The organism is Micromonospora sp. LOL_021 (assembly GCF_048060215.1).
GTDB lineage: Bacteria > Actinomycetota > Actinomycetes > Mycobacteriales > Micromonosporaceae > Micromonospora_E.
The window spans coordinates 1-13222 of record NZ_JBHMIN010000050.1 but is presented as its reverse complement, the minus strand read 5'-3'; the positions used below and the strand labels follow the sequence as shown (position 1 = coordinate 13222).

Below are 13222 nucleotides of genomic sequence, written 5' to 3'. Positions count from 1 at the left end.
CTGTGGACACGCTTGTGACCCACCGGTAACAAGCGCTCCGACGCCACACCACGGACCGTCCACCGGAGGTATCGCGATGTCCCGACGCCTGACCACCCTGCTCACCGCCGCGCTGCTCGGCCTCACCGCCGCCCTCGGCACGGCCGGCCCGGCCGCCGCCGTGCCCGCCGACAAGCCCGCGGTGCTGTCCAGTTGGACCCAGACCAGCGCGAGCAGCTACAGCGCCTGGAACTCGGCCCGGCTCAACCAGGGGGCCTGGACCGCGTATCAGTTCGACTGGTCGACCGACTACTGCTCGTCCAGCCCGGACAACCCGCTCGGCTTCGACTTCCGGCTCTCCTGCCACCGGCACGACTTCGGCTACCGCAACTACAAGGCGATCGGTCAGTTCTCCGCCAACAAGGCACGGGTAGACAGCGCCTTCTACGAGGACCTCAAGCGGGTGTGTGCCCGCTACAGCAGCTTCGTCCAGCCGGCCTGCCTGAGCCTCGCCTGGACGTACTACCAGGCGGTGCGCATCTTCGGTGCGCCGGTCGTGAACACCGCCGACCTGGAGCGGGCCCGGCAGTTGCAGGCCGCCGGGCCACGGCTGGCCGGCACCGACTGACAGCACCTCTCCGGCCGGCCCGCCCTCTCCCAGGGCCGGGCCGGCCGCCGGTCACCACGGCCGGGCCGGCCGCCGGTCACCACGGCCGCCGAGCGGGTCGGCGTCACCGACCGCGCCGGCGGACTCGTCGGCGAACCACCGGGCGACGGTCGTCAGGTCCGGATGCTCCACCGCGAGCGCCAACGCCGCCGCCTCGACCAGACTCATCCGGCTACCCTGCGCGTACCCGGCGTCGAACGCCCGGTCGCCGATCGCAGACCGGACCTTGGCCTGCTCCTGCGCCCAGTAGCCGCCGAACATGCCGGCCGTGCTGCGCAGCGCCGAGCGGGTCGCCTGAGCGGCACCGAACAGGCGGGCAGCAGTCGACGGGTCACCGCCCAGCGCGCACCGGACCGCCATCGCGTTCAGCGTGTCGCAGGCCCGCCGGTGGAACCCGTACCGCATGCGGGACCGCAGCGCCACCACCAGGTGGTCGTGCGCGGCGACCAGGTCCCGACGGCCCAACGCCACCAGCCCGAGCAGCATGTCCACGGTCCGCCGGCCGCGTTCGGCCGGCCGGGCGGCTTCCGCCGGCCGGGCGGTGGCCAGCACCTCGGCGGCCTCGTCCAACGCCCCCCGCCGGCAGAGCAGCTCGGCCAGGCTGTACACGGCGAACAGCGCGTCGCCGACCGCGCCGTTCGCGGCCGCCCAATCGATCACCCGCCGGCACACCTGCTCGGCCTCGACGAACTGTCCGAGATCGATGAGCGAGGCACCCCGACCGGCCAGCACCCGGGCCAGCAGGCCCGCGTCGCCGGCCTGCCGGGCGGCGGCCTCCGCCCGGTGCGAGAACCGCATCTCCTCGCCGAACTCGCCGTCCGCGCCCGCGTGCTGCGAATGCATGTGGTACGCGGCCGCCAGCTCCGCCTCAGGAATCGCCTCGCCGGTCTCGGCGATCCGCCCGTACAGCCGGAACAGCCACAGCCGGCCCTCCCGGGCCAGGCCGCGTTCCCGCCACCACTGGTCGAGCCCGCTGGCGAGCTGCAGGCCACGCCGGGCACTGCCACCGGTGGTGCTCCACCGCAACGCGGCCCGCAGCTCGTCGGCCAACGGATCGAGGGCGTACAGCGAGAGGGTGACCGGCTTGCCGTCCGGGCCCAGGTAGGCACGCTGCAACGCGTGCAGGGCCCAGGCCACGTGCCGGTCCCGGGCAGCCTGCTCCTCACCCGCCTCGACCAGCCGCCGTGCCGCGTACGCCCGGATCGGGTCGAGCATCCGGTAGCTGGTGCCGCCAACCGCCGGCTCGGCCTGGATCATCGACTTGTCGACCAGCACCGGCAAAGGCCCCAGCGGATCGTCCTCGAGCAGCCACTCCACGGTGGCCAGATCGATCGGTCCGGCGAAGACCGACATCCAGCGCAACAGGCGGGCCGCCCGGGGGGCCAGCGTCCGGTAGGACCAGGTGACCGTCGCCTGCAGCGTGCCGTGCCGCCGCCCGGCGGGGCGCTGCGCGTCGACCGGCTCCTCCTGCCCCGCGTCCAGCACCCCCAGGACATCGTCGAGGCGGTCCACGAGCTGCCCGACGGAGAGCACCCGCAGCCGGGCGGCGGCGAGCTCGATCGCCAGCGGCAACCCGTCCAGCCGGGCCGCCACCCGGTGCAGCTGGGCGGTCTCGGTCGGACCCGGCGGGTGACCACCACGGGCCGCCGCCGTGCGGTCCAGCAACAGCGCCACGGCGTCGCTGGGGCCGCCGGCCGGCCCCGGTTCGGCCGACATCGGCGGTATCCGCCACACCACCTCGCCGGGCACCCCGAGCGGCTCCCTGCTGGTCGTCAGCACCCGGACCTGCCGGCCACCGCCGAGCAGCCGGGCGATCACCTCGGCACACGCCGCCGGCTGGGCGTCGCAGGTGTCGAGCACCAGCAGCAGCCGGCGGGCGGCCGCGTACTCGACGACGGTGTCCAAGATCGGCCGGCCTGGCTCCGGCCGCAGGCCGAACACCGCGGCGACGGCGAACGCGACCAGGCCGGGATCGGTCACCGTCGCGACGTCGACGAACCACACCCCGTCCGGGTGGCCGGCCGTGGCCGGTTCCACTGCCGACGATTCGGCAGCGTCTCCGCCGCTGGCGTCGACCGCGACCTCGATCGCCAGCCGGGTCTTGCCGGCGCCGCCGGCACCCACCACGGTGACCAGCCGGTGTTCGGCGACCAGCTGACGCAGCTCGTGGCGTTCGGTCCGGCGCCCGACGAAGGAGCTGATCTGATTGGGCAGGTTGTGGCTGGCCGAGTCGGCCGTACGCGGTCTGGGAAACTGGCGCTCCAGCCCGGCGGCGATCAACTGGAACAGCCGCTCCCGGTCGTCGAACCCGCGCAGCCGGTGCAGGCCGAGATCGAGCAGCGAGACGCCGACCGGCAACGGTTCGGCGGCCCGGGCGGTCGCAGCGGAACAGAGAATCTGACCACCGTGCGCCGCCGCCGCGATCCGCGCCGCGCGGTGCACCTCCGGGCTGGCGTACTCGCCTCCGACCGGCTCGGCGTGCCCGGTGTGCAGCCCCATCCGTACCCGGGGTGCGACATCCGGGGTCGGCCACTCGTGCGCGGCGAGTGCCCGCTGCGCGCGCCGGCAGGCGTCCAGTGCGGCGGACGCGTCGGCGAACGCCACGAAGAACGAATCCCCTTCGGTGAACAACTCGGTGCCGTCGCTGGCCGACAAGGTACGCCGTACCAACCTTCGGTGTTCGCTGAGCACCGGGCGGTAGTCGCGGCCGAGCAGTCGGGCCAGCCTCGTCGATCCCTCGATGTCGGTGAACATGAAGGTGACCAGTCCGCTCGGCAGTGCGATCGGTGCCGACACCCGTGGAACCTCCGCCCCGCTGGGAAGTCGCGTTCATGCTGCCGCAGTCAGGCAACCCAGCTCATCGCGAACCGGTCAGCGCTGTGGGTCAACTAGCATCCGCACCCGCCACCGCAGCACCCGCCACCGCCGCCGGCCGGGGCTGGTGGCGTGGCCGGCAGTCCACCGGAGGCCCCGGCACCACGGCCGGTGATCGCGACGGTGGACAGCAGCTTGACGGTGTCGGAATGTCCCTGCGGGCAGGACGCCGGATCGCCTGCCTGGGTCATCGGACGGTTGACCTCGAAGGTGTCGCCGCACGCGCGACAGCGGAACTCGTACCGGGGCATGTGGATAGGGTACGGCGGGAACTGACGCTTCCGGCCGGATGGGTGATACTCGACGGCATGGTCGAGGACGGATCGAGCACGCCAGCACCACACCGGTTGCGTCCGGCGGTGCCGGCGCCTGCCCGGCCGCCGCGGCAGGAAAGCACCCCGGACCCGGACACCGTGCGGTCGACCGACGCCTCGTCAACCGGCGATTCCAGACCAGGTAGCGACACCGGATCAGGCAACGACACCGAACCGACCAGCGGATCCCGACCAAGCGGCGACACCGGGCCCACCGCAGGTGACGGCGACGGCACCCGGCCGACCGCCGACAGCGACAGCGCCGGCCACGACCCCGCCGCAGTCGGCCGGCACCGCCGGGAGGACGCGCCGTTCGGCAGCAGGATCGGCTGGCTGCACCCGGCGCGGCTGCGTCCGGTCCGGCGCGGCCTCCGCCGGGCGGCCCGGGCGGCCGGCGCGTGGAGTCGCCGGCCGGTCGGCCGGTTGGCCCTGCCCGGGCTGTTCCTGCTCGCTCTGGTCGCCGGCAGCGCCGCCGCCGGTGCGGTGCTGGTCCCGGCGGCCGCCGGCGACCGGCAACCGGCCGCCTCCGCCTCGCCCACGGCAGTCGGCACCACCGCCGTACCGCAGCTGCCCGAGACCACGGACCCCGACCTGCTCGAGTCACCGGCGAATCCCCCGCTCGACGGCGGGCTGAACCCGGGTGCCCCGACCCGGCCGGCCACGGTCCTCGCCGCCTGGGCGACCCGCACGGCCAGCCGGGTCGACATACCGGTGGTGGCGATGGAGGCGTACGGCTACGCCGAGCTGGTGCTGGCCACCACCACACCGGACTGCCGGCTGTCGTGGACCACGCTGGCCGCCATCGGCATGATCGAGTCGACCCACGGCCGGGCGAACGGGTCGCGGTTGGACGCCGGCGGCCGCGCCGTACCGCCGATCACCGGGCTGCCGTTGGACGGCGCCGGTGGACGTCAGCGGATCACCGACACCGACGGCGGCGAGTTGGACAACGACCCGGTGTACGACCGGGCGGTCGGCCCGATGCAGTTCATCCCGACCACGTGGGAGGAATTCGCGGTGGACGCGGACAACGACGGTGTCATCGATCCGCAGGATATCGATGACGCCAGCCTTGCCGCCGCTAACTACTTGTGCCGGAACGGGCGCGATCTGTCCACACCTTCTGATTGGTGGAGTGCGATCCTGTCGTACAACAACGTGCAGCCGTACGCCCAGGCGGTCTTCGACACCGCCAACGACTACGGCGTACGTAGCCGTACTTAGTGCAATCAGATAGCCACAATTTCCGGCCCGGCCACTTTCGCAACCGGCGACTTGGCGGCAAGCTAGACGCGTGATGGTACGCGAGTGGGACCCCCGAACCGCGTCGTCCGCCGAGATCTCATCTCTGCTGGACTGTCTCAACCGGGTATTCGAGGCTGACCTGCCAGGCGATCCGTACTGGCGGCCAGACTTCCTGCGGGAATACTTGACCGAGACGATGCCCGGGGTCCGACGGATCTGCTGGCTGGCCGAGGAGGCCGCCGGCGACGGCCGGCCAGGGCCGGTCAACGGGCACGTCAACGTGCTGCTCCTCGGCGACATCGGGGTGCTCGAGATCCTGGTCCGGCCCGACGCCCGGCGCAACGGCCTGGGCCGGGAGCTGCTGGCGCTCGCCGTACGCCGCGCCTACCACGAGGGGTTCAGCTCGGTCGGTGTCGAGGTCATCGGGGGCACCTGCGCCGTCGACTTCTACGAGTCACTGGGGTTCGCCCGCCAGTTCCGGGAAATCCGCAGCGTGCTCCGGCTGCCGGCGGTCGACTGGACCGCGATCGAGAAGACCGCGCAGGACCCGGTCCCCGGGTACCAGATCGAGTTCCATCCGGGCGGGCCGCCGGATGCTCTGGTCGATGCGTACGCCCGGACCAAGGCCGAGCAGAGCGTGCCGGAGGACGGCGACCTGGACCTGCGGCCCAGTTCCTACGACCCGGACCGGCTCCGGGACAGCCTCGACTGCCTGCGTCGCCGCGGCATGACGCCGTACATCGTGCTGGCCCGGCACCTGGCCAGCGGTGCGGTGGCCGGGCTGACCGAGGTGGTGGTGCCGGCGCAGCACCCGACCCGGGCCGACCAGTACGACACCATCGTCGCCCAGGCCCACCTGGGGCACGGCCTCGACCGGGCGATCAAGGCCCGGATGCTGCTGGAGCTGCGTACCGTTGAGCCGATGCTGGCCGAGGTGCAGACCTGGAACGCCGAGGGTGACGAGGATCTGATTGCGATCAACGCCGAGCTGGGCTACCAGCCCGACCGGGACTGGTGGGACTATGGAGCCGACATCGCCACCCTGATGCACCGGCTCGGCGTGCGCAGCTGAGCGACCCGGGTCGGCGAGTGCCGTCGGCGGCCCGGGTCAGAGGGCGTTCGCGACCTCCGTCGCCCAGTAGGTGAGGATGATCTGCGCGCCGGCCCGCCGGATCGACGTCAACGTCTCCAGGATCACCCGGTCCCGGTCGATCCAGCCGTTCGCGGCAGCCGCCTCGACCATCGCGTACTCGCCGGAGACCTGATAGGCGGCGACCGGGACGTGCACCCGCTGGCGGACCGCTGCGACCACGTCCAGGTACGGCAGCGCCGGCTTGACCATCACCAGGTCGGCACCTTCGGCGACGTCCAGCTCGACCTCGCGCAGCGACTCCCGCAGATTCGCCGGATCCTGCTGGTAGGTCCGCCGGTCGCCGACCAGCGCCGACTCCACCGCGTCGCGGAACGGCCCGTAGAACGCCGATGCGTACTTCGCCGCGTACGCGAGCAGCGCTGTGTCGGTGTACCCGGCCGCGTCCAACGCCCGGCGTACCACCCCGACCTGGCCGTCCATCATCCCCGACGGGCCGAGCATGTCCGCGCCGGCTTCGGCCTGCGCGACGGCCAACTGCGCGTACGCGGCGAGCGTCGCGTCGTTGTCCACCGTCCCGTCGGCGGCGAGCAGGCCACAGTGCCCATGCGAGGTGAACTCGTCGAGGCAGAGGTCGCTCATCACCACGGTGGCGTCACCGACCTCGGCGACCACGTCCCGGATGGCGACGTTCAGCACGCCGGCCGGGTCGACACCGGCGGAACCGGTCGCGTCCCGGCGCTGCGGCACGCCGAACAGCATGATCCCGCCGACCCCGGCCGCCACCGCCTCGGCGGCGGCCTTGCGCAACGAGTCCCGGCTGTGCTGGACCACACCGGGCAGCGACGGGATCGGTCGCGGCTCGGTGAGCCCTTCCTTGACGAACATCGGCAGCACCAGCTCGGCCGGGGACAGCCGGGTCTCCTCGACCAGCCGCCGCACCGCGGCGGTGCGGCGCAGCCGGCGTGGCCGGCTCTGCGGATACGTCATCGCCCATCGTCTCCTGGCTCAAGCGGTCGCCGGCTCGGTGGCCGCGCAACGGTCAGCCGCGCACTGGTCGCCGACTCAGCGGAACCGCAGTGCCGTCGGACCCTGCACCTTGGACCCGCGCCGCTGCTTGGCCGGCATCGCCACCAGCTTCTCCCGCAGCTCGACCGCGTAGCCGGCCAACGCCTCGACCAACTCCGGCACCGACGCGTGCGCCGGCTGCACGTCCACCCGTAGGCCGAACTCCGTGGCGGTCTCGGCGGTCTTCGGGCCGATCACCGCGACCACCGTCCGGGCGTGCGGCTTGCCGGCGATGCCGACCAGGTTGCGCACGGTGGACGAGGAGGTGAACAACACCGCGTCGAAGCCGCCGGACTTGATCGCGTCGCGGATCTCGGCCGGCGGCGGCGCGGCCCGCACCGTCCGGTACGCGGTGACGTCGTCGACCTCCCAGCCGCGCTCGGTCAGCCCGGCGGCGAGGGTCTCGGTGGCGATGTCCGCCCTGGGCAGCAGCACCCGGCCGACCGGGTCGAGGATCTCGTCGTGCGGCGAGAACTCGGCCAGCAGTCCTTCGGAGGACTGCTCACCGGCCGGCACCAGCTCAGGCTGTATGCCGAAGGCGCGGACCGCGTCAGCGGTCGCATCCCCGATACAGGCGATCTTGACCCCGCCGAAGTGCCGGGCGTCCAGCCCGTGCTCGGCGAACTTCTCCCACACCGCCCGTACGGCGTTGACCGAGGTGAAGACGACCCAGGCGTACCGACCATCGACCAGGCCCTTGACCGCCCGCTCCATCTGCGCCGGGGTACGCGGCGGCTCGACCGCGATGGTCGGCACCTCGCACGGGATGGCACCGTAGGCGCGCAGCTGGGCGCTCATCACGCCGGCCTGCTCCTTGGTCCGCGGCACGAGCACCTTCCAGCCGTACAGCGGCCGGTTTTCCCACCAGCTCAGCTTGTCCCGCTCGGCGACCCCGGCACCGAGGGTGAGTACCACCCGGCCGGTGAAGCCGAGCGCGGCGGCGACGAAGCTGTCCACCGTCGAGGTGGTGGTGTACTGGGTCTCACCGGTCCCGTCCCCGGTCACCGCGACCGACGTGGCGCCGTCGACACCGGCGGCGAGCAGTCCGTCGCGGACCGCGGCGAGCTCCCCGGCGTCCACCGCCAGAGCGAGCGAACCCCGGCCGACCGCCGCGGCGAGCGCGTCGAAGTCCAAGCCGGCGGTGTCGTCGACATCGGCCACAGTACGGATGCCGGGCAGCGGGACACCGGCGTAGCCGGCCACCCCTTCGGCCTGGCTGACCCCGGGGACCACCTCGAACGGCACGGCGGTACGCGCGACGGCCTGCACCTCGGTCACCACCGCGTGGTGGCCGAACGGGTCGCCGCAGACCAGCCGGACCGCGGCCTGCCCGGACCGGGCGGCGGAGATCAGCACCTTGGCCACGTCACCTGGCGCGCCCTCGGCCGGGCTGAGCTGGGTGTCCGCCTTGGCACTGGCGCGGACCGCGGCGAGCAGGGTCTCCGGGACGCCCCGGTCGTAGACGACCTGGTCCGCCTCGACCAGGGCGTCGTGCGCCCGGCGGGTCAGTAGGCCCGGGTCGCCGGGGCCGGCGCCCACGAACGCGATGTGGCCGGCGAGCTTACGGGTGCGGGTCATTTATGCTCCCCATGTTCTGGGTCGTCGCGCCGGACGGACTGGGCGCTGAAGGTCGCTGGGGTACCACGCCGTCGCCATCCGCGGCCCGGGACGGACCGCCGGGCGTGGCCCCCGGAAGGATCGTGTCGGCTCCGGCGTCGAGCAGCTCGGCGGCGAGCGCCGTGCCGATCTCGACGGCGGTGGCCGGGGGACCGGTGCGCGACAGTCTGATCTCCCGGAGTCCGTCCGGGCTGATCACCGCCCCGCGCAGGTAGATCTCGTCGCCGTCATCCCCCTCGGCGACTTCCGCGTACGCCGCGACCGGTGCGCTGCAGCCGGCCTCCAACGTCGCGAGCAACGACCGTTCCGCGGCGACCGCAGCCCGGGTCGGTGCATGGTCGAGCGTGCTGAGCAGCTCGACCAGGTCGGTGTCGTCGGCCCGGCACTCGATGGCCAGGGCGCCCTGGGCGGGCGCCGGCAGCATCAGCATCGGGTCGAGAGTCTCGGTGATCTCGGCGGTCCGGCCGAGCCGGGCCAGGCCGGCCCGGGCCAGCACGATCGCGTCGAGATCGGGCTGCGGGCCGCGCACCCGGCCGATCCGGGTGTCCACGTTGCCCCGGATCGGGGTGACCACGAGCTGACGGCCGAGGGCGTTCAGCTGGGCGATCCGGCGCAGTGCCCCGGTGCCGACGGTGGCCCCCGGCGCGAGCTCGGCGAGCATCCGACCGTCCCGGCTGATCAGCGCGTCGCGCGGATCCTCCCGGGGCGGCACCGCCGCGACCAGCAGCTCCGCCTGGCCGGCGGTGGGCAGGTCCTTGTACGAGTGGACCGCGAAGTCGATCTCCTTGGCCAGCAGCGCGTCGCGCAGCGCGGAGACGAACACGCCGACGCCGAGCGCGGCGACCGGCGCGGTGGACCGGTCCCCGGCGGTGACGATCTCCACCAGTTCGACGTCGCGACCGGTGGCGGAGCGCAACGCGGCGGCGACCCGACCGGACTGGGCGGTGGCCAGGGCGCTGCCCCGGGTGCCCAGGCGCAACACACTCATCGGTCGGCCTCCAGGTCCGGCACGTCGCCGGCGGTGGAGGTGCCCGGCACCTCCAGGTCGAACAGCTGACGCAGCAGCGCGGCGTACTGGTCACCGCCGGGCTCGGCGGCGAGTTGGCGCACCCGTACGGTCGGCGAGTGCAGCAGCCGCTGGACCACCCGGTGCACGGTGTGCGCGACCTCGGCGCGCTGGTCGTCGGTGAGGTCCGGCCGACGCTGCGCGAGCCGGCGCAGCTCGGCACCGACCACGTCGTCGGCGCGGCCGCGCAGCGCAGCCACGGTGGGCGCCACGTCCGCACCGCGCATCCAGCTGAGGAACGACTCCACCTCGGTGTCGACGATCCGGGTGACGGCCGCCGTGTCGGTCGCGGCGGGCGCGTCGGTGAGCGAACCGGCCAGGCCGTCGATGTCGATCACCGCGACGCCGGGCAGCGCCGCGGCGGCCGGCTCCACGTCCCGGGGTACGGCTAGGTCGAGCAGGACCAGCGGACCGGTGCGGTCGGCCGGGCGGGCGGCCAGCACCCCGGTGACGGCGTCGCGGGTGAGCACCGGCTCGGCCGAGGCGGTGGCGCTGATCACCAGGTCGACCTGGCTGAGCGCGGCCGGCAACTGGTCGTACGGCACCGCGGTGGCGCCGTACGCGCCGGCCAACCGGACCGCCCGGTCGTCCCGGCGGTTGACCACCCGGATCGACTCGACTCCCAGCCGGGCCAGGGTGGCGACCGCCAGGGCACCCATCGCGCCCGCGCCGAGGACCAGCACCGGCCGGCCGGTCAGCCCACCGGGCAGCAGTTCGCCACCGACCCGCAGCGCCGCGCTGACCACGCTCTGGCCGGCCCGGTCGATCCCGGTCTCGGCGTGCGCCCGCTTGCCGACCCGCAGCGCCTGCTGCATGAGCTCGTGCAGCAGCCGGCCGGTGGCATCGGCCTCGTTGGCGACGTGGTAGGCGTCGCGCAACTGGCCGAGGACCTGCGCCTCGCCGACCACCATCGAGTCGAGCCCGGCCGCCACCCGGAACGCGTGTTCGACGGCGGCCTGGCCGTAGTGCACGTACAGGTGGTCGGCCAGCTCGCCGGGGGCGCTGCCGACCCGTTCGCCCAGCACGCCGCAGATGTCGGCGAGACCACCGTGGAATCCGGTGACCGCCGCGTACACCTCGACCCGGTTGCAGGTGGAGAGCACCACGGCGGCGTCGACGTACGGCTGGGCGAGCAGCTGGCGCAGCGTCTCGGGCACGTCGGTGGGGGCGACGGCCAACCGCTCCAGGGTGGCGACCGGCGTGGTCCGGTAGGACGCGCCGACGACGAGAAGGTTCATGAGCCGACCGCCTCCGCCGGGCCGGACGCGTCGAAACTGGCCGCGGTGGCGTCGAAGGTGGCCGCGGCGGCGGGCCCGCCACCCAGCCCGCCCGGCAGCGCGGTCAGCCCCGGCACGCCGTGGTCGTGACCGGAGGCCGACTTGCGGTGCTCGTGGAAGGAGAGGATCTGCAGCTCGATCGCCAGATCGACCTTGCGCACGTCGACTCCGGCTGGCACCACCAGTACGCACGGCGCGAAGTTGAGGATGCTGGTGACCCCGGCGGCCACCAACTGGTCGGCGACCTGTTGCGCGGCGGCGGCCGGGGTGGCGATCACCCCGATGGCGATCGACTCCTCGGCGGCGACCGCCGGCAGGTCGTCGATGTGCCGGACCACCAGCCCGTTGATCTGTTCACCGACCCGGTCGGTGTCGGCGTCGAAGAGCGCGGCGATGCGGAACCCCCGGCTGGCGAATCCGGCGTAGCCGGCCAGGGCGTGGCCGAGGTTGCCGACCCCGACGAGCGCGACGGCCCGGCGGTGGGTGAGCCCGAGCACGTACTCGATCTGCTCGATCAGCAACGCGATGTCGTAGCCGACACCGCGGGTACCGTACGAGCCGAGTTGGGACAGGTCCTTGCGGAGCTTGGCGGAGTTGACCCCAGCGGCGCTGGCCAGTCCTTCGCTGGAGACGGTCTCGTGACCGGCGTCGGCGAGAGTGTGCAGGGCACGGAGATACTCCGGGAGTCGCGCGACCGTCGCCTCGGGGAGGTCCGGCAGCGCCGGAACGGCGTCGACCCGGCCGGACGCGCCTGGCTGGCGGTGCTGACTCATGTGTCTCCGTGCGATGCGATCATTGACCCGCCGGCCCGGCCGGTCAGTCCGGTGCCCCTGTGGCAACCGCCGTCACCTGTTGTGCTATCAGGGCTCGTCAGGATTACAGCGTAGGCGCTTGTGAACGCGTGCACAAATCGCGATCTTGATCGACGGTGATGGACGAGCCACTGCGTCCACGCTACCCGTCACACCGGTTTCATCCGGGGACAGCAGCACCATTATTACCAATTTCCGGCTTTTTGCCATGCGCCGCTCCGACAGGGGGGACAACCCCACCGCGATCGGCGGGCCGGCGGGAGTGACCGGCCCGCCACCTGGCCGCTAGCGTCACTGCCTTGACTTCCTCCCCGCCCTGAAGGAACGGGCATTCCCTGGGTCGCCCCAGGGGGTTCCTGCTTCGCCGACGACCGCCCAGTCCGAGAGGAGGACTCCCGGTGAGGTCTTACACCGCCTGCAGGGGTGGTGAGTTTGTGCAGGTGGTCGCGGCGGCGGTCGGCGATCCGGGCATGGATGCGGGCCACCGACAGCCGGGCCTTGGCCCGGTTCGCCGAACCTTTGGCCTTGCCTGCGAGGTTCCGCTGGGCCCGGGCCAGCCGATCGCGGTCACGGCGTTCATGTCTCGGGTTGGGGATCTTCTCCCCGGTGGACAGGGTGAACAGGCTGTCGAGGCCGGCGTCGACCCCCACCACGGCACCCGACGCCGCGGCCGGCTCGACCCGGTCGTCGCAGAGCAGGGACACGAACCAGCGGCCCGCCGGGTCCTGCGACACCGTCACCGTCGACGGCGCCGCACCCTCCGGGAGCGGTCGGGACCACACGATGTCCAACGGTGCGGACATCTTCGCCAGGGTCAGCCGACCGTCGCGCCACCGGAACGCGCTGGCGGTGTACTCCGCCGACCGCCGCGACCGCTTCCTCGACTTGAACGACGGATACCGGGCCCGTTTCGCCCAGAAGTTGCTGAACGCGGTCTGCAGGTGCCGCAGCGCCTGCTGCAACGGCACCGACGACACCTCGCCGAGGAAGGCGAGTTCGTCGGTCTTCTTCCACCCGGTCAGCATCGCCGACGTGGCGTTGTAGGTGACCCGTTCCTGGCGTTGCGTCCACGCCTCGCCGCGGGCGGCCAGCGCCATGTTGTAGACCAGCCGGACACAGCCGAGCGTCCGGGCGAGCTCGGCCGCCTGCCCGGGGGTGGGGTGGAAGCGGTACCTGAACGCCCGCTTCACGGTCCGGGACACAGTCCACAGTC

At 72.9% G+C, this 13222-nt stretch carries 10 protein-coding genes and 1 pseudogene; 3 read left to right on the top strand and 8 right to left on the bottom strand.

Translation table 11 applies throughout. The features are described 5' to 3' along the window. The first annotated feature begins 76 nt into the window (after positions 1-76). On the top strand, positions 77-607 hold the full coding sequence (locus ACFHWT_RS25285) for a phospholipase (protein ID WP_416597190.1): 531 nt from the start codon (positions 77-79) through the stop codon (positions 605-607). Positions 608-658: 51 nt separating this feature from the next. On the opposite strand, the gene ACFHWT_RS25280 is transcribed toward ACFHWT_RS25285, so the two are convergent. Next, positions 659-3442: an ATP-binding protein gene (locus tag ACFHWT_RS25280; RefSeq protein ID WP_416597189.1), complete on the bottom strand. Its 2784-nt coding sequence runs from the start codon at positions 3440-3442 to the stop codon at positions 659-661. A 92-nt stretch (positions 3443-3534) separates the two neighbouring features. After that, a complete protein-coding gene (locus ACFHWT_RS25275; protein ID WP_416597187.1) occupies positions 3535-3771 on the bottom strand; it encodes an FmdB family zinc ribbon protein in 237 nt (78 codons plus the stop codon). A 57-nt stretch (positions 3772-3828) separates the two neighbouring features. Between ACFHWT_RS25275 and ACFHWT_RS25270 the strand changes: the two genes are divergently transcribed. Further along, positions 3829-5058 (top strand): lytic transglycosylase domain-containing protein, encoded by a 1230-nt coding sequence (locus ACFHWT_RS25270; protein WP_416597186.1) that lies wholly within the window; start codon positions 3829-3831, stop codon positions 5056-5058. A gap of 73 nt (positions 5059-5131) precedes the next feature. Next, the gene (locus ACFHWT_RS25265; RefSeq protein ID WP_416597231.1) at positions 5132-6151 is read left to right on the top strand and encodes a GNAT family N-acetyltransferase; all 1020 of its coding nucleotides are present in this window, start codon (positions 5132-5134) and stop codon (positions 6149-6151) included. A gap of 36 nt (positions 6152-6187) precedes the next feature. Here ACFHWT_RS25265 and hemB read toward each other — a convergent pair whose 3' ends face one another. The 6 genes and pseudogenes from hemB to ACFHWT_RS25235 all read right to left on the bottom strand — a co-directional run. After that, positions 6188-7159 (bottom strand): porphobilinogen synthase, encoded by a 972-nt coding sequence (gene hemB, locus ACFHWT_RS25260; protein ID WP_416597185.1) that lies wholly within the window; start codon positions 7157-7159, stop codon positions 6188-6190. A 75-nt stretch (positions 7160-7234) separates the two neighbouring features. Then, entirely contained in the window at positions 7235-8815 is a 1581-nt protein-coding gene (locus tag ACFHWT_RS25255; RefSeq protein ID WP_416597184.1) for a uroporphyrinogen-III synthase, read from the bottom strand. A 64-nt stretch (positions 8816-8879) separates the two neighbouring features. Beyond that, positions 8880-9842: pseudogene (gene hemC / locus ACFHWT_RS25250) on the bottom strand (hydroxymethylbilane synthase); the annotation flags it as partial. After that, the gene (locus ACFHWT_RS25245; protein WP_416597183.1) at positions 9839-11158 is read right to left on the bottom strand and encodes a glutamyl-tRNA reductase; all 1320 of its coding nucleotides are present in this window, start codon (positions 11156-11158) and stop codon (positions 9839-9841) included. The pseudogene hemC and the gene ACFHWT_RS25245, both read right to left, overlap by 4 nt. Beyond that, on the bottom strand, positions 11155-11970 hold the full coding sequence (locus ACFHWT_RS25240; protein ID WP_416597182.1) for a redox-sensing transcriptional repressor Rex: 816 nt from the start codon (positions 11968-11970) through the stop codon (positions 11155-11157). The genes ACFHWT_RS25245 and ACFHWT_RS25240 overlap by 4 nt, the downstream gene beginning before the upstream one ends. Before the next feature lie 224 nt (positions 11971-12194). Next, the coding region (locus ACFHWT_RS25235) for an RNA-guided endonuclease InsQ/TnpB family protein (protein ID WP_416597181.1) at positions 12195-13222 on the bottom strand (1028 nt) is incomplete at its 5' end.

Excerpts from the sequence above, each read along its gene's own strand:
- ACFHWT_RS25285 (WP_416597190.1), top strand. The coding sequence starts at position 77 with ATGTCCCGACGCCTGACCACCCTGCTCACCGCCGCGCTGCTCGGCCTC.
- ACFHWT_RS25275 (WP_416597187.1), bottom strand. The coding sequence starts at position 3,771 with ATGCCCCGGTACGAGTTCCGCTGTCGCGCGTGCGGCGACACCTTCGAG.
- ACFHWT_RS25270 (WP_416597186.1), top strand. The coding sequence starts at position 3,829 with ATGGTCGAGGACGGATCGAGCACGCCAGCACCACACCGGTTGCGTCCG.
- ACFHWT_RS25265 (WP_416597231.1), top strand. The coding sequence starts at position 5,132 with ATGGTACGCGAGTGGGACCCCCGAACCGCGTCGTCCGCCGAGATCTCA.
- hemB (WP_416597185.1), bottom strand. The coding sequence starts at position 7,159 with ATGACGTATCCGCAGAGCCGGCCACGCCGGCTGCGCCGCACCGCCGCG.
- ACFHWT_RS25255 (WP_416597184.1), bottom strand. The coding sequence starts at position 8,815 with ATGACCCGCACCCGTAAGCTCGCCGGCCACATCGCGTTCGTGGGCGCC.
- ACFHWT_RS25245 (WP_416597183.1), bottom strand. The coding sequence starts at position 11,158 with ATGAACCTTCTCGTCGTCGGCGCGTCCTACCGGACCACGCCGGTCGCC.
- ACFHWT_RS25240 (WP_416597182.1), bottom strand. The coding sequence starts at position 11,970 with ATGAGTCAGCACCGCCAGCCAGGCGCGTCCGGCCGGGTCGACGCCGTT.